General features: G+C 51.6%; 17 protein-coding genes and 1 pseudogene. 8 read left to right on the forward strand and 10 right to left on the reverse strand.

What is annotated here, in order from left to right:
- Positions 1-1,323: 1,323 nt before the first annotated feature.
- From JIN87_RS02310 to JIN87_RS02330, 5 genes and pseudogenes are all read right to left on the reverse strand, one after another.
- Complete coding sequence (locus JIN87_RS02310; RefSeq protein WP_200353898.1) at positions 1,324-2,343, reverse strand: hypothetical protein; 1,020 nt, start codon at positions 2,341-2,343, stop codon at positions 1,324-1,326.
- A 1-nt stretch (position 2,344) separates the two neighbouring features.
- Positions 2,345-3,337: an EpsG family protein gene (locus tag JIN87_RS02315; protein ID WP_200353899.1), complete on the reverse strand. Its 993-nt coding sequence runs from the start codon at positions 3,335-3,337 to the stop codon at positions 2,345-2,347.
- A 55-nt stretch (positions 3,338-3,392) separates the two neighbouring features.
- Positions 3,393-3,932, reverse strand: coding sequence for a GbsR/MarR family transcriptional regulator (locus tag JIN87_RS02320; RefSeq protein WP_200353900.1), 540 nt, complete (start codon positions 3,930-3,932; stop codon positions 3,393-3,395).
- Between the two features lie 563 nt (positions 3,933-4,495).
- Positions 4,496-4,834, reverse strand: a pseudogene (locus tag JIN87_RS02325) (TA system VapC family ribonuclease toxin); the annotation flags it as partial.
- A 67-nt stretch (positions 4,835-4,901) separates the two neighbouring features.
- The gene (locus JIN87_RS02330) at positions 4,902-5,144 is read right to left on the reverse strand and encodes a hypothetical protein (RefSeq protein ID WP_200353902.1); all 243 of its coding nucleotides are present in this window, start codon (positions 5,142-5,144) and stop codon (positions 4,902-4,904) included.
- A 406-nt stretch (positions 5,145-5,550) separates the two neighbouring features.
- Between JIN87_RS02330 and JIN87_RS02335 the strand changes: the two genes are divergently transcribed.
- The 5 genes from JIN87_RS02335 to JIN87_RS02350 all read left to right on the forward strand — a co-directional run bounded on the left by JIN87_RS02335 (position 5,551) and on the right by JIN87_RS02350 (position 8,718).
- Positions 5,551-6,570: an NAD-dependent epimerase/dehydratase family protein gene (locus JIN87_RS02335; protein ID WP_200353903.1), complete on the forward strand. Its 1,020-nt coding sequence runs from the start codon at positions 5,551-5,553 to the stop codon at positions 6,568-6,570.
- Between the two features lie 435 nt (positions 6,571-7,005).
- Entirely contained in the window at positions 7,006-7,230 is a 225-nt protein-coding gene (locus tag JIN87_RS02340; RefSeq protein ID WP_200353904.1) for a DUF433 domain-containing protein, read from the forward strand.
- Entirely contained in the window at positions 7,227-7,559 is a 333-nt protein-coding gene (locus JIN87_RS02345) for a DUF5615 family PIN-like protein (protein WP_200353905.1), read from the forward strand. Before JIN87_RS02340 ends, JIN87_RS02345 begins: the two co-directional genes overlap by 4 nt.
- An 814-nt stretch (positions 7,560-8,373) precedes the next feature.
- Positions 8,374-8,499: a hypothetical protein gene (locus JIN87_RS28525; protein ID WP_267909326.1), complete on the forward strand. Its 126-nt coding sequence runs from the start codon at positions 8,374-8,376 to the stop codon at positions 8,497-8,499.
- Between the two features lie 9 nt (positions 8,500-8,508).
- The gene (locus JIN87_RS02350) at positions 8,509-8,718 is read left to right on the forward strand and encodes a hypothetical protein (RefSeq protein ID WP_200353906.1); all 210 of its coding nucleotides are present in this window, start codon (positions 8,509-8,511) and stop codon (positions 8,716-8,718) included.
- Between the two features lie 506 nt (positions 8,719-9,224).
- Here JIN87_RS02350 and JIN87_RS02355 read toward each other — a convergent pair.
- From JIN87_RS02355 to JIN87_RS02365, 3 genes are all read right to left on the reverse strand, one after another.
- Complete coding sequence (locus JIN87_RS02355) at positions 9,225-10,175, reverse strand: GDP-L-fucose synthase family protein (protein WP_200353907.1); 951 nt, start codon at positions 10,173-10,175, stop codon at positions 9,225-9,227.
- A gap of 167 nt (positions 10,176-10,342) precedes the next feature.
- Entirely contained in the window at positions 10,343-11,356 is a 1,014-nt protein-coding gene (gene gmd / locus JIN87_RS02360) for a GDP-mannose 4,6-dehydratase (protein ID WP_200353908.1), read from the reverse strand.
- Between the two features lie 190 nt (positions 11,357-11,546).
- Entirely contained in the window at positions 11,547-12,068 is a 522-nt protein-coding gene (locus tag JIN87_RS02365) for a GNAT family N-acetyltransferase (RefSeq protein ID WP_200353909.1), read from the reverse strand.
- A gap of 397 nt (positions 12,069-12,465) precedes the next feature.
- Here JIN87_RS02365 and JIN87_RS02370 point away from each other — a divergent pair, with 397 nt between their 5' ends.
- The 3 genes from JIN87_RS02370 to JIN87_RS02380 are packed head-to-tail and all read left to right on the forward strand — an operon-like array spanning position 12,466 to position 14,963.
- Positions 12,466-13,752 (forward strand): S41 family peptidase, encoded by a 1,287-nt coding sequence (locus tag JIN87_RS02370; protein ID WP_200353910.1) that lies wholly within the window; start codon positions 12,466-12,468, stop codon positions 13,750-13,752.
- A 6-nt stretch (positions 13,753-13,758) separates the two neighbouring features.
- Complete coding sequence (locus JIN87_RS02375) at positions 13,759-14,502, forward strand: LolA-like protein (protein WP_200353911.1); 744 nt, start codon at positions 13,759-13,761, stop codon at positions 14,500-14,502.
- A 29-nt stretch (positions 14,503-14,531) separates the two neighbouring features.
- Positions 14,532-14,963, forward strand: coding sequence for a DUF4399 domain-containing protein (locus JIN87_RS02380; protein WP_200353912.1), 432 nt, complete (start codon positions 14,532-14,534; stop codon positions 14,961-14,963).
- A gap of 223 nt (positions 14,964-15,186) precedes the next feature.
- Here JIN87_RS02380 and JIN87_RS02385 read toward each other — a convergent pair whose 3' ends face one another.
- The gene (locus JIN87_RS02385; protein ID WP_200353913.1) at positions 15,187-18,642 is read right to left on the reverse strand and encodes a tetratricopeptide repeat protein; all 3,456 of its coding nucleotides are present in this window, start codon (positions 18,640-18,642) and stop codon (positions 15,187-15,189) included.
- Complete coding sequence (locus tag JIN87_RS02390; protein ID WP_200353914.1) at positions 18,643-20,661, reverse strand: alpha/beta hydrolase family protein; 2,019 nt, start codon at positions 20,659-20,661, stop codon at positions 18,643-18,645.
- Positions 20,662-20,699 lie beyond the last annotated feature (38 nt).

Genomic DNA, 20,699 nt, shown 5'->3' on the forward strand with positions numbered 1-20,699 from the left:
GGGTGATTTTCTTAGTGCTAAATATTAGTGGAATACACAAAGAGATCGCTATTGTGATTAATATACTGGAAGATATGTAGCTTGTTCTTGAGTCAGAATCCTTGGGAGGTTGGTCTTGCAGTTTTATGTGGAGGTTTTGTCTGTAACTGAAAGAGCACCAACCGATGCATGCGGTGAAAATGAGGTGGTTGAAGAAAATCTCTTCCGAGTACTTCGAGAAGAAATATGCAATGGCTATTGTTGCTGTGAAGTTGATGCCGGCTGTCAGGAAGCGGCTAAGGTACGCTGCGTAGCGTGACAGTATCTTATATAGCTTTCTGCGAGATGGTATTAATTTTGACTGGCTGATGATGCGAAGAAGTTTGAATGGATTTATCGAAGTGCCTGAATTTCGCTGCGTTGACCGTCCAGGTGTTAGAATTGTTCAGATCGATGTTTAGGGTAGATGCGAACCATGTTACGAAGCATTGGTAGTCTTTCGGAAATAGGTGGATTACATCGTTCATGAAGGATGTGACGTTGAGGCCAGATGATGCGCATTGGAATAGGTGAGTAGAAAATAGGCCAATTAGATTGTCGCTATCTTGTTTGCTTTCCTCTATGCCGTTTCTTCTAATGTTTTCTCTGTATTCAGGGCTATCTCGTGGGTGGAACCTAATCTTGGTGCAGTTGTAGCGTTTAAGGGATTTGCAGATAGTTTCTGTCCAGAACTTGCAGTCTATGTTGTAGTCGATGTAGTAAGGTTGTGAAATATATGTGCAATCGGATGTGCTGCAGTTATTTTTTCGGTGAGAAAATTCTTGTATGAAGATCGGCGCTGTCGTGTGACGTCCTCTTAATGAATATATGAAACGTCCGCTGAATTCTGCGATCTCGTTGCTTGAGGGTGGGACGCCGTAGAGAATCGACTTTATTGTTGATCGTAGCTTGGGTCTTGATCTGTTGAGTGTTGGGATTTGGCTAATGCTTTCAGGCCGTAGGTAGAACTCAATGTTGTCTGGTACTATTGTTGCTGAGTTGGCATCGATCGATAGCAGTAGTTTCCAAGAGAGTAGGTCTTGGCAGCCGAAGAAGATGAACTCATTATTTGGTTCTTGAGCGATTTGTTGCAGCAATTTTAGAAATTTTACTTTGAGTAAGAGCTTTCCTCTTATTGGGAGGGGTTCGAAAAGCGGCAAACAGTGTTTCTCTATAGTCGGAGAAATGCTGTGGGTGTCATTTTCGTTTCCAAAGTAAATCAGCTTGTTGTATTGCCACCTCTGCTTGTTTACGGCGGATAGGTGGTATGGGTGGTTTGCTACTACGACAGTTTTCACTTTTACCCTAATATATTTCCTGTTTTATTGGAGGTTGGTGTCCTGTCAGTCCTCTGCAAAAGGCTTCGGGGGTTCTCTTAGCTAAAAAACTAGATCGATGTGTCTGTGTGTATTGTTCTTTGGTTGAGCGTGCCAGACTATTGAGTGCTCGAGCTATTTCTTCCTCGGTTGGGTGTTTGGGTAGTTGACTGATCCCTAGCGTTTTTGAAAAGATTTGAAGGGTGTTCTCGGCTATGAAAAGAACTGGTTTGTTGTGAAGTATTGCATTTATAACCATTGAAGAGGAACCTGCATGGTTCTTGTAAATGGCTAAAACTATATCCGTCTTAGTGAGTTCCTGGTGGAGTTGTTCGTCTGAGAAGCGTTCGTTGACGGATTTGATTGTTGGGTTTGAGTTCGGTTCAGACTTTTGTGCAATTTGTCTTTGGGTTCTCTTGTCTTGTTGGCCGAGTATCGTAAGATGTGATTTGATATTGTGTGCTTTTGAATAGTTGTGTATTCCGTTTATTGACTCTACTATTGATTTACGATTGTCAATATAGCCGGCAATCAGGAACTTTGAGGCGGATGGGCGGTGGGGTGGGATTGTCTCAGGTGGGCTCAGCAGAATTGGGTCGAATATCATTTTAGTGTTGTTCGCGTCTATTTTAACTAAGTCTTCTGTTGGGTTCTCGAGAGAAAGGGGTTCGATGTCTAGTATGTTTAATATCTCAAGGAGAGCTTTTACGAGTAGTCTTCTTGTTGTGCTGGGGCTGTTTAGAAGACCATAATAAAAAAGTAAGCTTATCTTGTTTGTATGACCGAATAGTCTTAGCAGGATTGCAGCGAACCAGTGCGATTCTGCGTGTAGGAAGATATAGTTGCTTTTTTCGCTTGTTCCTGCCTTTGAGATTGAGAACAAAGCTTGTGAGAGTTTACTTTTGTTGACGAGTTGAGATGCTGTTCTTTTATTGTGGTGGCTTTCTATTATAGATATGTAGTTTTTGAAGTGACCGTTTTTGCGTGGGTATATTAGGGTTGTTAGCATTTTAGTACGAAAGTATTCGGTATGGGATCATGGATCCTTGATCGAGATTGGATTTTGTGTATAAAGATGCTAGGTAAAGTATGATTAGGATGATGAATGCTGTCTTTTCACTGTTCTTCATGACTAGGAATGTTCTGTTCCATGTTAGGAAGCAGAATGCAATGTAGAAGTAGAATGACATACGACCTAATACTGCGTCGAAACTGATAGTCATGTAGTTTATTGCGATTCCGGCTACTATAACGTAATAGTGGAGTTTGTTTTCTCTTTTGTTTAGGGAGATTATGAGGAGGAGTATTGTCGTTAATAAAGACTTGTAGCCGTATTCGTGCTTTCCGTCGTAGAATGAAATTAGTGGGACGTGAGATGTTGCTATTGCGATAAGAAGTTCGGATACTGGTATTAATGAAATTAAAATGAGCGTTGGGATGAGTTGGTACTTCCGGGGGGAGATCCAAAGTGCTGCTAAAAAAAGTACAAACGGTATTGAGCTGTAGTGGGTTAGGGTTGCTGCTAGAGAGAAAACCCAGAATCTCCATTCCTTAGTCGTTACGAAATGATAGGCACAGAAACAGAAGCCCACTGCGGTGGTCTGTCTGATTATCGAGAAGGATTCGGGAAAGAACCATGGTAGGCAAATGAAGCCAATTACGGTGAAACAGTTCTTGGAGTGACGACTTGCTAGTGCTATTAGGGAGGTTGTTAATAGAGCGTGTAGTATGAAGAGCGTTTGATGATGCCCAGTAAGTAGTGACAGTTGAAATAGAAACCTGGAAATTGGTTCTCTTGGGTGGATAGAGGAATAGAAGTTGTTTTTGTATTGAATGTAGTCGAATCCTATTCCGTCTCTTAAAGATAGGATAATGAATACTACCAGTAGGGAAAGTGTTGTTGCCGGAAAATTGCGTTTTGAGAGCTTAAAATTACTGAATAGAGCCACTACCAATATTGGGAACGTATACAGGAAGATGCTAGCTGCGTTGTTTATTACCATGGAAGGGTGGTGTTAATTCACCTTTTTTGAACTGTGTGAGCTTGATGTTATTTAGTTAAATAATATCTTTGTGATGAATTGGGAGGCTACGCTTTGGGGATACACGCTCTTCTTGAGTTGACAGAAATTTGGATACGATTGGGAAAAGGAGCTCGGCTTTATTGATCCATGATGTGATGGTGTCGATTCGCTCGTGCACGATTGGGCTAGAGGTGTTTTTGCTTTGTCGGGCGATTTCTTTGAGGCGTTCAGCCCCATCTTTGAGTTCTGGGCGAATACGTTGGCTGATGAAGCCGTCGGCAATGAGTCGGAGGCTGTTTTCGGCAATGTGGTGATCGCGACGGTCGCCCGCGATATAGGCGGGGTTGAGGGCGTTGATACTTTTGAGGAAGCGGATGCCTTGGCTGGCGGAGCCTTTGCTGATCTGGAGCTTCTCGACGACGTGATCGAGTGCGAGCGGAGTTTCGCTAGCGAAGAAGAGGCCGTAGATCTCTCCATAAGACTTTGGGAGGCCGAAGGCTTGGGCGGCACTGACGAAGAAAGCGATAAGCTCGCGTTCGATGTCGGTGAGCTGGTTTGTGTTTGTTTTACCCACGAAGGTCACGAATAGGCACGAAGTGGTGCGGTGTGTTGAATCCGAGTTAGGGAGTTTGTTTGCAAGGTGATTGCGGGAACTACTGAAGTTCGGTTCAAGGAGTTCAAGAAAAAATGAACACGTGTGCGAAAGGGTCGATTTCTGATCGGTAATCCGGGATCAGGGATTTGCGATACGAGGGGAGCGATGCGTTTTTTAACCGCTAAATGACGCTAATGGTCGCTAAATGTTTGGATTGTTTTCTTAACCACGAAGTTCGCTAAGGTTGATCGGATTGTGTTGGTTTAACCACTCGTTCGCGGGGCTCACTGGATCCGAGTTTAGCTCGGGGAGGATCCGCCGTTGGCGGGGAGGATTTTGTTTTTTTGATTGGTTGTTGGGGGAGTGGACACGCGCGGAGCGCCTGCCCCACCTTATGGAGGGGAAGGAAAGAGAGATAATGGGGGTGGTTGTGGGATCTTGCGTTTAGGCGTGACGCGGCGGTCCCGCCCTACCTTTGAGGTGCTTCCGTATATGCGAATCACTACTAGTCGTTGCAGCGGGGCTGGTGCGACGAATGATGCTTAGCTTAGGATGTGTGCTTCGAGTCCTTTGTAGGCTGTAAACCCTTTGTCGAAGGTGAGCATTGTCATCGCTGATTTTTTGGCGAAGGCAGCTAAGTAGGCGTCGTTCCATATCTTGGGCGAGAATTTTGCGTTTTTGGGGTAGGCCTTCCACTGGCTCGCTATTTCGGGTGGCTCTTCGGCGTATTCTATTCGATCTTCAGTCAGGAAGCGTTCGCAGGCTTTCCAAGCTTGAGCATGTGTGAGTGGGATGTTCATCGCTTTGGGATTGGTCGATAGGCGGAGAAACCCTTGTTGGGTCATCCGGCACATGCAGCAGGCTTTGGTGTCTTGTTTGTTGAGCCACTCCCAGGCGCTTCAGCAGTGTGGGTGTTTCTCGAAAGCGAGGGCGAGCCAGATGTTGACGTCAGCCAAGTAGGGCACGGTCTTCTTCCTCCAATAGGTCGCTTTGTTGGTCTGGGCTTACCGCGATCGGTTCCGGGGTTGAGAAGAGAGGGCCTCGCAAGCGAACGGGTTTCGAAGATTCGGCCGTCTCCAAATCTCGTCTAAGAGCGTTTGCTAGGTATTCGCGGAACGATTCTCCTCGTAGGGCGGCCTTGGCTATGGCTTGCCGGTAGAGTTGCTCTGGTATGTCTACGGTTGTGCGCATGTTTATGATTATGGCATATCTATGTCTGAGTGCGAAGGCCTATGGTTTGGAATTGTCTGGGTGCTGCTGTCGGGTTCTAGGTTTCGGTAAAGGTGTTGATTGTTTTCTTAACCGCGAAGCACGCCAAGTTCGCTAAGATTGATCGGGTTGAGTTGGTTTAACCACTCGTTCGCGGGGCTCACTGGTAGATCGGAGTTTAGGAGGTTTTGTAGTTGCACTCATTTCTCCGACCTCCGCGGATTTGATCAGCAATCAGCAATCAGCAATCAGCAATCAGCAATCAGCAATCAGCAATCAGCAATCAGCAATCAGCAATCAGCAATCAGCAATCAGGAATCAGCATTTCGTGATCCGAGCGGAGCGAGACGGTTCTGTCTTTGGGGTTGAACTAAGGGTGGATTCGTAAATGGCTGTGTCGGTGCGAGTTTTGATTACAGGAGTTGCGGGGTATATCGGGTCCAACCTCGCTTTGCGATTGAAGGAGGAGGGAGCTGAAGCCTCAGGTTTGGATGGGTTTACGGACTATTATGACCCTGCGTTGAAGCGTGAAACGGCTCGTCGGTTGGAGCTAGCGGGAGTGAAAATCTTTGAGGGGGATCTGACAGAAGCGGCGGCCTCGGCGATGCCGCCCTACCTTGAGAATGTGGATGCGGTGGTGCATTTTGCTGCTCAGCCGGGAATCTCCGCCACAACGCCTTGGGAGGACTATAACCGCAACAATGTAGTGGCGACGCATTGTTTGCTGGAGGCGGTTCGCAAGGCTGGGGTGAAGCGGTTCGTTAATGTTTCGTCGTCATCGGTTTATGGCTTGCGGGCTACCGACTCGGAGATTGGAGAGCCTAAACCAGCGTCCTGGTACGGAGAGACGAAGTTGGCGGCGGAGCTGGAGGTGATGGGGGCGGTACGCCAGGGGAGGCAGATGAAAAATGTAAAATCGAAAACGGAAGATGGGGAAGGTGGCTTTTCGGCCTGTTCTCTGCGTTTGTTTTCGGTGTATGGGGAGAGGGAGCGGCCGGATAAGCTGTTTCCTCGTTTGATTCGGGCGATTGCGAATGAAGAGGAGTTTCCGCTTTTTGAGGGGAGTTGGGATCACCAGCGGTCGTTTACGTATGTGGGGGATATTTGTGAAGCGATCTCCTGTGTTCTGAATAATTGGGAGAAGGCGGAAGGGGAGATCTTTAACGTGGGGACGGATCGTTGCTTCACCACTGGAGAAGCGATCGAAACGGTCCAGGAGATCATGGGGCGTAAGGCGAAAATCAATCTGCTGCCGCCACGTCCGGGCGATCAGGCGGCGACCCACGCCAATATTGGGAAGATTCGCAAGAAGCTAGGCTGGGAGCCAAAGACTTCGCTGCGGGGTGGCTTGGAGCGAATGGTCAAGTGGTACATGGACGAGGTCCATGGAAAGATCGATTGGCGGTAGGAGATTTTGATCGGGTTGTGCTTTTTTAACCGCGAAGTACGCTGAGTTCGCGAAGTTTTTGATGGTTGGATTACTGATTACTGATTACTGATTGAGGATTGAGCGAAGCGAGTCGGGTTGTGTTTTGCTTTCTGAATCGCGTCCGTCTTCGCCTCTGGCTACGCCGAGACAAGGAGGCTGCTAAGAACGCGGAGTTTGGGTGGTTGTCAGGTTGGCCTGTGGCCAAGTAGGTGCACGCGATGCGGCGGGAGGTTTTGTTTTTCTTGACCGCTAAATTACGCTAATGGTCGCTAAATGTTTTGATTGGTTGCTGGAGAGCAGGGCTTTGTATTTAGATCAATTTTGAGGGATTCGCGATCTGAGTTAGGCGAGGGTGTGGGGTTGTGCTGGGCAAAAAGATTGAGTTGATGCAGAGTGGTGACAGTCTTTTTCCTTATGGATGATTTAACCGTGAGAATAACTGTAGACCCCGGCAAGTGTGGAGGCAAACCTTGCATTCGCGGTATGCGCATCAGGGTTATTGATGTTCTAGACCTGCTCGCTCAAGGTCTCACCGATTCAGAGATTTTGGAAGAACTCCCCGATCTAGAGGAAGCTGACATCCGTGCATCTGTGCTTTACGCCAGAAAGCGTATGGATCACGCAGTGATCGCGGTATGAGAATCTGGATCGATGCCCACATTTCTCCGGGCATCGCCGCATGGCTGAGCGAGACTTCCGATTATAAAGTGCAGTCTTTGCGTGGTCTCGGTCTGCGTGATGCCGATGACTTGACCATTTTCATGCGAGCGAAGGAAGCTGACGTGATTTTCGTCACGAAAGACTCTGATTTCGTCGATCTTGTCGAGGCTCGGGGTGCTCCACCTAAAGTTATTCTGTTGAAAACTGGCAATACCACAAACCGTAGACTTCGCGAAATCTTTGCTTCGCACCTCGATGAGGTTGTATCCCGTTTCATGGATGGTGAAACCATAGTGGAGATTCGGTAGGGGCAATCAGATGCCGTGTGATTGCAAGTGAAGCTCTCGGAGGTTGATTTGGCTTTTGAGGCCTTTTGAGCCTTTACGAGCGTGTGCGAGAAGGCCTGATAAGAGCCAATAAAGAGAGTGACACAGAAGCAAAGTGACCAAATAGAAATTTGGTTGGGTTTTGCCTTCGCTACAGCGAAGACCTTCACGGATTGTGTTGGGGCTTACCACGGAGAGCTCAGAATGCATGGAGCGTTGGATCAGTACCCCATGTGGCGATGAAGGTGTTGTTCTAACTGCTCACGACTAGACTTCACATGACGCTACGACCGGCTGGCTGCGGGGTGATGTTTTCGGATTTCTCTGAGAGGTTTTCAATGATTGGTTTTTACCACGGAGATCACAGAGGTACGGAGGAAGTAATACATGGATTCATCATGAGGCTCCTGAACTCCGTGACCTCCAGTGAGCATCGCGAACGGGTGGTTAATTCTTTATTAGGCTCGAACTATCGCTTGCCTCTGCGTTCTTAGCGTACTCGAGCGAAGCGGGCGGTTTGGATTGTGCTTTCTGAACCGCGGTACCGAGCGCTTTTGTGCGACACTTGAGAAGCAGGGCAACGAAACAATCGCCAAGAACGCGGAGTTTGGGTGGTTGTCAGGTTGGCCTGTGGCCAAGTAGGTGCCGCGATGCGGCGGGAGGTTTTTGGGAAGTGCTGCTTGGGGGCCTAGGGTGTGGTGTGCGATGTTTGGCCGTTTGGATTACACGGTGGTGAAAGCACTCTCCAACTTTTTTGGTGGCTGAAACTGTTAGTGGTGTCAGACTTCCTTTCCTGATGCCTATGGATTTTCAGTTGGTGACGGACAAGGTGCTTCGAGGAGAGATGGGCGAGTTGTCGACTGGGAATTACTCGGTGACTTCTTCCCTCTCTTTGATCGGTATGAACTTTTGGGAGAGTTGAGGAAATCGAATGGCTAGGTTAAGCGAAAGGGAGAAAGAGGAGTTCTTGGAGGATGCTCTTTCGATTGAGCGGAGGGAGGCTTTCAGGTCTTTGCGTGCGGGAAGTCAGCAAGCGCTGTCGCCGGACGAATTGATGCTGTTTCTGAACTGGGCGCAGCAGTTTATGACCGAGGATGTGTCCGAACGGGGGCCGATTAAAGGCGATCGGTTTTTGATGTGATAGAGTCGGGGTAGCCTCGGGCGATGTCGGTGTCGCTGTTTCGACGGAAAGTTTGGTGAGAGTGGTGTTCTAACCGCCGAGGCCGCTGTGCCGAGCACACTGTGCGACACTTGAGAAACGGAGTGACGAAACAATCACGGAGGTTTTGATCGGGTTGTGCTTTTTTTAACCGCGAAGATCGCCGAGGTCGCGGAGTTTGGTTGGTTGTCAGGTTGGCCTGTGGCCAAGTAGGTGCCGCGATGCGGCGGGAGGTTTTGTTTTCTGACCGCTAAATGACGCTAATGGCCGCTAAACGTTTTGATTGGTTGCTGGGGTGATGGTTGCTGGAGAGCAGGGGTGATGGCAACGTGGTTCGCGGCAACGACGGTACCGAGGAACGTATGTGACGACATGTTTCGTCTGCTTCGCTGACTCAAGTGACGATCGGAGATCTCGGTACAAGCGGAGCGTACCGAAGCCCGAGGCTGACAGCGTAAGCGAACAACAGACACGTTGCCCTCCGGTGGTCATTTGGCGCGGAGGGTGCCTTTATTGAGCTCTTCTAGGAAAAGGGGGTAGGTGAGCTTGATTCCTTCTTCGAGGGGGATCTTGGAGGTCCAGCCGGCTTCTGAGAGGCGAGAGACGTCCATGAGCTTGCGGGGGGTGCCGTCGGGTTTGCTGAGGTCGTTTACGATCTTGCCTTTGTAGCCGACAGTCTCTGCCACGAGTTCGGCGATTTGGCGGATGCTGTGTTCGACGCCGGTGCCGGCATTGAGGATGCTGGGTGGGTCTTGTAATTGGAGGGCGAATACGACGGCGTCGGCTAGGTCGTCGGCGTGCATGAGCTCTCGCAGGGGAGTTCCGGTGCCCCACATGGTGACCTCGGGGGCGTTCGCTTCTTTGGCTTCGTGGAAGCGGCGAATGAGGGCGGGGAGCAGATGAGAATTGTCGGGGTGGTAGTTGTCGCCTGGCCCGTAGAGATTGGTGGGCATGAGCGAGTGGTAGGTAACGCCGTATTGTTGGCGGTAGTACTCGCAGAGTTTGAGGCCGGCGATCTTGGCGATGGCGTAGGCTTCGTTGGTGGGCTCGAGCTCGGAGGTGAGCAGGCAATCTTCGCGTAGGGGCTGGGGAGCGAGTTTGGGGTAGATGCAGGAGGAGCCGAGGAAGAGGAATCTGGATACGCCGGATTGGTAGGCGGCGTGGATCGTATTGCTGGCGATGGCTAGGTTTTGGTAGCCAAAGTCGGCAGGGTAGGTATTGTTGGCGTGGATACCGCCGACTTTGGCGGCGGCCATGACGACGGCGTCTGGCTTTTCGGTTTGGAAAAAGGCTTCGACGTCGGCTTGGCGGGTGAGGTCGAGTTCGCTCGAGGAGCGAGTTACAGTGTTGGTGAAGCCGAGGGCGTGAAGGCGGCGGAGGACGGCGGAGCCGACCATGCCGCCGGATCCGGCGACGTAGATTTTGGATGCGGGAGTCATTGTTTTCTAACCGCTGAGAACGCAGAGTTCACTGAGAGATGTTGTTATTTGGGAAGGGTTGAAGTTGGTCTAGGTGCTTTGCCTTGGTGTGCTTTGGGCTTGTGCTCTGTAGACTTTCAATTCCTCGGCAGATCTCTGCGATCTCGAGCGAAGCGGGCGGTTTGTCCTTACGCGAGGGCGGCTTTGATTTTGGCTTCGTCTTGGGCGAGCTTGAGGTCGGCGTCGGTCATGATCTTGACCAGTTCCTTGAACTTGACCTTGGGCTCCCAGCCTAGCTTTTGCTTGGCTTTGGCGGGGTCGCCGATCAGCAGATCTACTTCCGCGGGGCGCTCGTAGCGTTTGTCGTATTCGACATATTCTTCCCAATCGAGATCGAGGTGGGCGAAGGTTTCTTGGACGAACTCTTTAACGGTGTGGGTCTCGTTGGTGGCGATGACGTAGTCCTCTGGCTGGTCTTGTTGGAGCATGAGCCACATCATCTCGACGTACTCCTTGGCGTAGCCCCAGTCGCGTTTGGCGTCGAGATTGCCGAGGTAGAGTTTGTCTTGCAGCCCCATCTTGATGCGGGTGGCGGCCCGGGTGATCTTGCGGGTGACGAAGGTTTCGCCGCGCCGCGGGGACTCGTGGTTGAAGAGGATGCCGGAGCAGGCGAAGAGGTCGTAGGATTCGCGGTAGTTTACGGTTAGCCAGTGGGCGTACATTTTGGCGCAAGCGTAAGGGGAGCGCGGCCAGAAGGGGGTGGTTTCGGTTTGGGGAACTTCTTGTACCTTGCCATACATCTCCGAGGAGGAGGCTTGGTAGTATTTGACCTTGTTGACGAGATTGGCTTCGCGGATGGCTTCGAGGATGCGGACTGCACCGGTGCCGACGACGTCGCCGGTGTACTCGGGCACGTCGAAGGAGACGCGTACGTGGGATTGCGCTCCGAGGTTGTAGATCTCGTCGGGTTGGAGATCGTAGAGGAGCTTCACCATCTGGACCGAGTCTGCGAGGTCTCCGTAGTGGAGGAAGAGTTTCACTCCGTTGACGTGAGGATCTTGGTAGAGGTGATCGATCCGAGAGGTGTTGAAGGTCGAGGCTCGGCGAATGACGCCGTGGACTTCGTAGCCTTTTTCAAGGAGGAGTTCTGCTAGGTAGGAGCCGTCTTGGCCTGTGATTCCGGTGATGAGGGCGCGTTTCATATGCTATTGGTCAGTCCGTAGAATTCGAAGAGCGGGGAGAGAATAGTTTTTAAGTGAGTTTGTCGATAGGGATTTAGGGTTTGGGGTTGTGGAGAGAGTTTTGGCAACAACGGAGTGTTGCCCTCCTGGGATAAAAAACGCCCACCAGCGAGGGTGGGCGTTTGCTTGGCGAAGTTGGTTCAATCCTGGGCTAGGCGCAGCGTAGGGTGCCGGGACGTGGCTGGCGGCTGGGCTTGTTGTGCCAGTACCAGCGGGTGGGTGGCGTGTGCTCGGGCTCTTCGGGTCGCTCTGGGGCGTGGTTGAAGGAGTCGTGCAGGCTCTGCATCGGGGAGCTGCTGTTGATCAGCGCGGTGATGACTTCGCGGGCGTAGCCGCGTCCGAGCACGTCGGTGGCCAGGGCGTTGAGCGGTCCGCGCCCAGCGTCGCGGGTGTTGAAGCCGGTGAGGCCGATGACGCGGTTGGAATTTTTCTCGGTGACGACCCACCAGCTGCCGGAGCCGGAGCGTTGCTCGTCGAGCATGCGGGCGATGGCGGTGCAGGCGGTATCGAGCGTGGCCGAGCTTTGGCCTACGGTGGCATTTGCGAATGCTTCGTCCGCAGAGGCGAGATCGAGAAGCGCGAAGGCGTCTTCGATGCGTGGCGTTCTGAGGAGAAGGTGTTCCGTCTCGATGATCGAGGGGATGTTCTTCTTGGATGCTGTTGTGTGTGTCATGGTTTTTCTCCCTTCCTGAGTTGGTAAATTGGTTTCGTTTTGGGTTGGACTTGAAATTCTGGGCCAAAAAAAGCCGAACGGCGTTTGGCGTTCGGCTTGGCGGGCGGTGTTGTCTTTCCGGTGGTTTCTTTTGGTTCTTTCCGGTTAGGTTTCCGCTGGCCAAGCCTGGGTCCATTTCTGGCAGGCCGAGGTGGCGTGCCCTTGGACTGCTGCGCGATTGGATGTTTGCTGTTGTTGAGAACGTTTCATCGATGATTTGAATGCGATAAAGCAGGCTATGCGCCGGAAAGGAAGTTTTTTAATGAAAAGATAGTGTTACGACGCTTTGGGCTGTGTTTGGCGCTTTTAAAAGCTTGTGTTGCAAGCGTTTCGCAGGGTGATCAGTCTTTCCCCTAGAATGCGAAAAATCGTGCACTGCTTCCGCGTCATTTTGTTCATCGGCTTCCTTTGGGGAGCTGGCTCTCACTTGTGGGGCGATTCGGAGGGGCTGTTTGTGGAGACTTTCGAGGCGGCCTGGTCGCAAGTGGGCAAGACTTACTATGACGCGAACTTTGGCGGTCTAGATTGGGACGAGGTGGGTGAGCGCTATCGGGCGAAGGTGAAGAAGGCGACGGATATGGATGAGGTGCGGCGACTGATCAGCTCGATGTTGTACGAGTTGGGCGAGTCTCATCTGGCGTTGCTCTCCGCAGGGGGATCTGAGGAATACGCACTGGTGCCGTGGACCGGGGGCTGGGCGGGCGTGGATCTTTGCTATCGGAAGGAAGCTCTTGTCTTTTATCGCGTGGATAGGGAGGGAGCGGGCTACGAGGCAGGGATTCGCTCGGGGGATACTTTGCTTTCGGTTGATGGGCGCACGGTGAAGCAGTTTAAGCGGTCGGCTCGGAAAAGCGGGCTGCCGAAGCATACGCTTAGATATAGCGTGCTTGCTACGGTGTTGTCGCACTTTCGAGGCGGAGTGGGAGATGAGTTGTCCTTGGTGGTGAAGGGGAGCGATGGCAGGCGTCGCACGCTCGACTTGACGCTTGGGCGTTATGTGGGGCGGACTTCGGAGCCGTTGGGGCGGATTGGTCGCATGCCGCTTGAGTTGGAGTTGAAGCGCTTGGAGTCGGGGGCGGGCTACGTGCGTTTCAATTTTTGGTTTCCGGCGGTGATGCCGCAGATCAGGGAGTTTATTCAAAGTCTGCCTCCTGAAGCGGATGGGCTTGTCATTGATCTGCGGGGGAATCCAGGGGGGGTGATGCTGATGGCGGGGGGCATTGCTGGAATGCTTTTGGATGAGCAGGCTGAGCTGGGGCGTACGACTTTGCGGGAGGGTCATATGAACGTGGTAGGCTTTCCGCAAAACGGGCGTTTTCTCGGCAAGGTTGCGGTGCTGGTGGACGAGGCGAGCGTTTCGACGAGCGAGGTGTTCGCAATCGGGATGCAAGAGCTGGGGCGGGTGCGTGTGTTTGGGCAGCGGACGCCTGGGGCGGCGTTGCCGTCGGTGATCGTTTCGCTGCCGAGCGGGGACTCGCTTCAGATCGCGTTGGGCGATTTCAAGACGCCCCAAGGCGTGACTTTGGAGGGGCGAGGTGTTACGCCCGACGAGATTGTTACAATTTCGCCTGTTGATCTTTCGCAAGGAGAGGACAGTGTGTTGTCCGCGGCCCTTGATTGGATCCATCAAACTCAAACCCTATAGTGTGTTATGAAATCTCCCTTTGTTCGTAAGCTCGTTGCCGGAGCGGCTTTAGTTGCCGCCGCCTTTTCAAATCCTCTTCAGGCTGCGTTGCCGACGGAAGTTGCAAGCGTGCTTGAGGCGAGCATCGAGGCGAGCGGCGGCCGGGAGGCGATCTCGGCGATCAAGTCGACGCGTTTGAAGGGGACGTTTTCGCTCCCGAGCATGGGGATGAACGGAACCTCTGAAATTGTGCACGCGTATCCAGACAAGGTATACAACGTTCAGGAATTGCCTGGCATGGGGCGGATTGAGCAGGGGTTTGACGGTGAGACCGGTTGGGCGCGTGATCCAATGCAGGGCTTCCGTTTGCTGTCAGAGGGCGAGGTTGCGACTTTGAAGCAAAACGAGGGGATCGCTGACATGCTTGACTTCGAGTCGGCGTATTCTTCTGGGGAGATTCTTGAGGATGCGGAAGTGGACGGTCAATCGGCAACGGTCGTCAAGCTCGTCTCGTCTGATACGGGCAAAGAGGAAACCCATTTTTACAGCAAGGAGAGCAAGTTGCTCGTGCGCATTGATACGATCGCCGATATGGGGCCGATGGGCGAGATGCCGGCGAGCATGAATATCAAGTCCTATGGCGAGCAAGACGGGATCTTGTATCCAGCTAAGATGGAGATGACGAATGCTGGCATGCTGATCACTCTGAGCTTTGACTCGCTGGAGATTAATCCGGAGATCGACGATTCGGTTTTCGCTACGCCTCAGTGATTTATCTAACTAAAAAAGCACCAAGCCTAATGACCCAACTAAGAAGACTAACTCTCTTGTTATTAACAGTCGCGCTTTCCGCGACAGCGTTCGCAGAGCTCAAGCGCTCGCCCTCTCCTGAAGGAGCGGAGGTCTATATCATTTCTCCGAAGGACGGTGAAACGGTTGGCAAGACCTTCACGGTACTGTTTGGCTTGAAGGGGATGGGGGTTGCCCCGGCCGGTATCGATTTGCCGAATACTGGACATCATCACCTTCTGGTCGATGCGGAATCTCTACCGAGCGAAAGCATGCCGATGCCGATGACTCCGAGTCTGAAGCACTTTGGTAAAGGCCAGACGGAGGTGACGCTTACGCTCGAGCCCGGCAAGCACCGCTTGCAACTCGTCCTTGGGGATCACTTGCATATCCCGCATCTTCCTCCGGTGATTTCGGAGGAGATCACGGTGACGGTAAAGTAAGCTCTAGAAGAGAGTCTATTTTGCAGCCCTAGTTGAAGGACTAGGGCTTTCTTTTTGATTGTGGGCTTTTATCAGTTCGATTAGTGCCACTCGCAGAAACGTATTAGCAAACAGGGTGTAGCCGGTTTTCCCTGCTTTCGAAGGGGACATGGCGAACCGTCGATATGGTCGTTGGGGGCAACGGCCGTTACAGGTTATGGCTCTTCATTTCGGAAGTTTCCACCTAGTCGAGCAGCTCCCTTGTTTCCCCTGCTTGCGCTTTACCGTCTTCGATTGCTGGAAAGAAGGTGAGGTAGGGAAGCTTGTTGTAAAGCTGGGTTAAGGAGTCGTCGCGTATTCCTTCAGGAACTACGAAATCTTTCACGAAACCGAATTGGTTCAGGGTAAAGTTCGCGTAACATTCCAGAGGAAGGTAGATGATCTCTCCCATTTGAGTCTGGAAGTCTTCGGAGAACTTTGGTGGCAGGGTGTTCTCTTTGTTTTCCTCGATGTATTCTTTTCGCTTTTTAGAAAAATCGACCAGGCGTTCCTGTAGAAAGAATTGGGGTTGAAAGCGTAAGTTTGATGGAATCTCGTTCTCGTCTGTGAAGAAGTAAACCGCGATATCATCTGCTCGGACGTAGGGGTCTTCGTATTTGAAGAGCACCCGTTTCTTTTGCTTGGAGCTTATCTTTCCGACTCCTTTCCAATAGTAGGTCGCGGCTTCGGTTCCTTGCTTGAGGAGGAGCAAGGCGAAGACGTTTTTTAGATTGGAGTCGGAGGTGATCTCAAGGGTTAGGCTTGGGTCTTGGCCGGTGAATATCATGGCTCCGTCAATTTGAAGAATGGGAGCCATCAAGGTGGCGGCTTGGATTGTTATATGAGCATCCGAGAATGAGTCACCGGCGAGTAGTACTGGTTTTTGGTTCGTGGTTCCCAATACGGGTTTTGCTTCTGTTTGGAGTATGGGGCGTTTCTTGTTTATGCCTATGATGGGCAAGAGCGTTGTGTCTTTTTGAGCGTAGGGAGAGATTGGGAACGTATCGTGACCGAGCGCCGAGGACACGAACTGGGCGATTACGTTTTCTCCGGTGGCTTCTTGATCTGATTTTATAGAGTTGGTGGCTTTTAGGTTTTGCAGGAGTGTGGAGGCTTCTTGGTTTCCTTGTTTGGAGGCTCGGTCCAAATAGCTCATGCCTTCAGTCAGGTTTGCTTCTATTTCTACCCCTAGGGCTAGCATTTGCCCGTAGTGGAATTGCGCGTCGGGGTTCCCGAGATCAGCGCTACGTTTCAGGTAGCGGAGCCCCCTCTGCGGATTCTTTTCGACGTCGGTACCGGAGAAATAGTTGTTGCTGATCTGAATCAACGCGTCTTGGTGGTCGTTTTTCGCCGCATTGCCGAGCCAATACTTGTATTGGGAATCTTTATACTCTGAGTCGAGGTCGCATTCGTTTCGGAAGTAGAGAGAGAGGTAGAACATTGCTTCCGGATCGTTTTGTGCTCCGGCTTTGTAGGCGGTTTCGATGATGGAAAAGGGATAGACGCCTTCCTCTCCTGCATTGGTGGGAGGGCTCCCTTCGAGGTCTTGGAATAACTCTGCTGAACTTTTGTTTCCCAGCTCCGCTGCCTTACGGTAGAGGAGGGCGGCCTCTACTACACCCGGAGGTAGCGTTTCCGCTGTGAAGTAGTCGTTTGCGAATTCTAGCAGGAGCCTTGCCTCTCGAGTCTCGTTTTCGCAGACGGAAAGGTAGTGTAGGGCCTTGGCGGAATCGGGTTCGGTGAATACTCCTTTCAGGTACCACATCGCGACTGTTTCTACAGCTTTCAGGTACCCTTCATCTGCTAGTTTAAATATCTCGTTCGCGGCCGATTCGACCTCTTCCGGAAGTCCGCTTTCGCGTGAAAGGCCTAGATCGTTTCCATACCAGATTTCTTTGTAGTCTTCCCTCGCGTCAAACCACACTCCATGGATTGCTCCTTGTGCCCGATCGTTGCTAAAATTCGAGCCTGCTGAATGCATGCGTGTAATGTGAAGGCCGATTTTATAGACCGATCTTAGAAATTGGAAATCAACGTTCCCTTCGTCGGCTATTTCCTCCACGACTGCTAGAATATGGTCTGAGTTGATCTGAAAGTCGGAAGAGCCGAGTAGGTGATCCTTTATGAAGTCTTTCGCCTCCTCGTGCCCTCCTTCAAGGGCTCTCTCTGCGGCCCTTAGGGCTAGTAGATTGTCATTTTCGAGTAAGTCGCCAGATTTGTATTCGTTTGCAAGATACATTAGCACTTTGGGCGTAGATGCGACCTCTGCATGACGGAGGGCATTGAGTGCTTGCTCTTTGGAGATACCCGAGCCTTCCGGATTTTCCAGATAGAGTTCGTAGAGGATAAGTCCGGCTTCGGGGTTGCCGGCGGCTGATGCATGAGCAATCCAGCTTGTGCTTTCTCTAGGGGCGTAGTACGGGCTGTTCTCGTCTTCGCAACCGCGTGCAATTTTTAACGCAGCTTTGCTGTCGGCGGCGAACAGCGCTTTGAGAGCGATGTCTCTGTCTTCTCCGTATTTGGCGAAAAGATCGTTCCGGGTGATGGCGTTTTCGGCTTCGATGAGGTCGGGTTTCCCTTGTCGTCGGGATGTTTGGTAGCTCGCGAGCATGGTTTTGATCTCTTCGGATCGTTTTTCGGCGAATGTATCGAAGAGTTTGCTACGGGTTCCCATTCGTTGGATAACTGCTTTGCTGACAAGGATAGGCTTGTCTGAGGCAGCGAGGTGCATGGCTCGTACTTCGATTTTGTCTTCGATCGACCATTCACCCTTTGAAAGGTAAGATTTGAATGCGAAGTCGATTGCATCGGGTTCACCATGCCATGCAGCGAGTACTGCTATTTGATGGCTGGCTTCTTTGTTTACTGGCGTCCCGTTGCCTTGGTAGTGGGCTTTAGCGAGAGGAAGCAGGGCTTTGGGTTCGCCGGCTTGCTCTGCTTTTTTCAGAAACTCGAACCCTAGAGGTCCGTATGCGGGATCTCTAACGTATCTGTGGTAAGCCACCCCGATTCGGTACATGGAGTAGGGCTCGCCGGCCTTCGCGGCTTCTAGGTGAAACTTGTCAGCTTGGGTTGTCTTGTCCTCTGTATCCAGGATTCGGGCGTAGAGACTGAAGGCTCTTGGATCTTGTGTGCTTCCAATGGATCGTGCTTCTTCGCTGATTCCTTTGGTTTGCGTGACTGAAAGCTGGGATTTATTCGCCAGCCAATTGTCGAGGAGTATGCGGTATCGAGCGTATCCGTCTCCCAATTCTGCCGCCTTTTTGTAGTAGTCTAGAGCGAGCTTTGAATCGGCAACCGTTCCGATGCCTCGCTCGTAGCTTTTAGCGAGGGCTAGGGTGCAATCGAGGTTTCCTCCTTCTGAGAATTCCTGGAGCATTGCGATTGCGTGAGCTTTTTCGCTGTCGGACTGAGCGTTTGCTAGCTGATGGATCGTGTATTTCTTTTGAGCAATGGCGTATCCGGAATCATGTGACGATTTTAACCAGTTGAGCGCGGCCTCTTTATTTCCGTTGGCGAACTCTCTTTCGTAGAGTTCGAATTGGGAAACGGGATCTCCTTTCTTGGCTGCGTCGAGCAGTGGATCCTGAGGTGGCGGTTCTGAGCAGCTGGCTAAGAGGGCTGCTATGGCGAGGCTATGGGCGAGGGATGGGAGCTTCATTTAATTGAGATGTTCCGAGAGGAAGTCGTTTATCTTTCCAAACAGGTAGGCTTGGTTTTTGGGGAGATCGAGGGAGTGCCCTTCTTCTTCGAGTTCGATGAACTCGTATTCCTTGCCGGCTTTCTCGAGGGCTTTGGCAAAGTTTTGGGCGTGTTCAATGCCGGCAACTGGATCGAGGGTGCCATGGGCGAGGAGGATTGGGATCTCTATTTGCTCAACCAGATTGATGGGGGATATTTCGGCGAGCCTTTCGCGGTTTTTCCACTCGGATCCGACCATTTGCTTCCAGTGCTGGTAGCCTACTCCGCGGGAAGTCTCTTTCTTTATCTGTTTGGTTTCATACAAGATGTCGTAGATGCCGGACATCGGCACGGCACACTGAAACGCCGTGGGCTGGTGAGCGGCCGCGAGAGCGGAAGCATACCCGCCGTAGCTGAATCCCATGATCGCGACCTTATCCTCGGTTGCGAGGTTTTGGGCGATGACCCACTGCAGAGCATCGCGGATGTCGTCTTGCACGGCCCAACCGTAGTTTTGCTCAGCGGCGACCATGTAGTTGAAACCGTAGCCTGTCGATCCGCGAAAATTGAAGCGCAGGCTGGAGAAGCCGTTGTTTGCTAGGCATTGGGAGAAAGGTTCGTAGGTGAATGTGTCCCGAGCCCACGGCCCGCCGTGAATTATGAATACAAGTGGCGCTGGGTTTTCGGGATTGAAGTCTTTGGCGGGGGTAAAGTAACCGTGGATGGAGTGTCCGTCTTGCCCTTGAAACTCGATGCTTTGAGTCGGTACGCCCGGTGTCTGGAGCAGCGGGTGATTCTGCTTTCCGATGCTCTTCAGTTCCTTGGTTTCGCGTTCGAAGAGGAGGTAGCGTGGCGGTCGATCGCTGCTGAGAGCTTGTACGACGGCGATAGACTCATCTTGGCTAAACTCAATTACGAGATTGCTAGAGTCGGGCAGAAGGTCGTCGATTTCCTGCTGCATCGATTGGTAACTCTTTTCTAGCCAGATGGTCCTCGGTTGGTCAGCTTCGAAGTGGATGCCGAGCCAGGAGTCGTCTTCGGGGTTGGTAACCACGCTGGCCATACCCGTGGTAGGATCTATGAGGTCGTACTGAGGATGGTGAGCGATTCGGCGTACCAGTTCCCCTTTTTTTATGTCGAAGAGGTAGAGTGCGGCCGTGTCAGTTTCTTTGTTTGAGGCGAAATAGATAAGCTCCGGATCTGGTGCGAAACCGATCAGGTAGTCCCGTTTTTGTGTAATGTTATGTTTGTTAATATCTAAGGTGAGGCTGTTTGCGGAAGAGCTGAAAAGGGAGCTCATCTGCTCCCATTTCTTCGAGTTGCCGGCCCTGTGATAGAGCGTGGTGCCACGTTGGCTCAGTTTCATTGCGAGCCTGACCTCGCCGTTTGTGTCGGCATGCCAGATATCAAACCCCTTGGAGCTCTTGAATAGTGGATCCGGCATGTCGCTGAGATCCCATTTGGAGAGGGGAAGTTTGTAGACGCGGCGGCGGCCCTTGTTGTCGTAAGCTGAGATCAGGATGTGTTTCTGGTCCTGAGGGAGTGTAGAGATGACACGAGGAAGAGTGGCGTTTGAGCGAAACAGGGCGTAGCCATAGAAAAGAGTTCGATCCGCACCGAAAACCAATTCCGTGTAATCCGTTTCTATGTTTTTAGTGTGCAGATCGCCGAATTGGCTTTGGTAGAGTAGCGTGTCATCGTCGAGCCATGCCAAGTAGCTTATTGGGCCGCTCTCGTTGTCGATTTCGTGGACGACCTCATCACTATCGTCTACTCTATCCAGTATATGAATACGTTCGCTGTCGTATGTTGGCTCGGTGTAGACGAGCCTGTTTCCGTCAGGTGACAGATGAACGTTTGCAACATTGGGTGGACGGAAGAAGTCCTCGTCTTGCAGACCAAGTATATCGAATCCGAAGTCCTGCGCTGATAGACTGCGGCTTAATGCGATGAAGACGGAAAGGACTTTCAGGAGGGCGGGAAGGAACGGTCGCTTCATTAAGTATGAAGTAGTGAAGGGGATCGGTAGATTTACGC

It is taken from the genome of Pelagicoccus mobilis (assembly GCF_016595505.1).
GTDB classification, from domain to species: Bacteria; Verrucomicrobiota; Verrucomicrobiia; order Opitutales; family Opitutaceae; genus Pelagicoccus; species Pelagicoccus mobilis.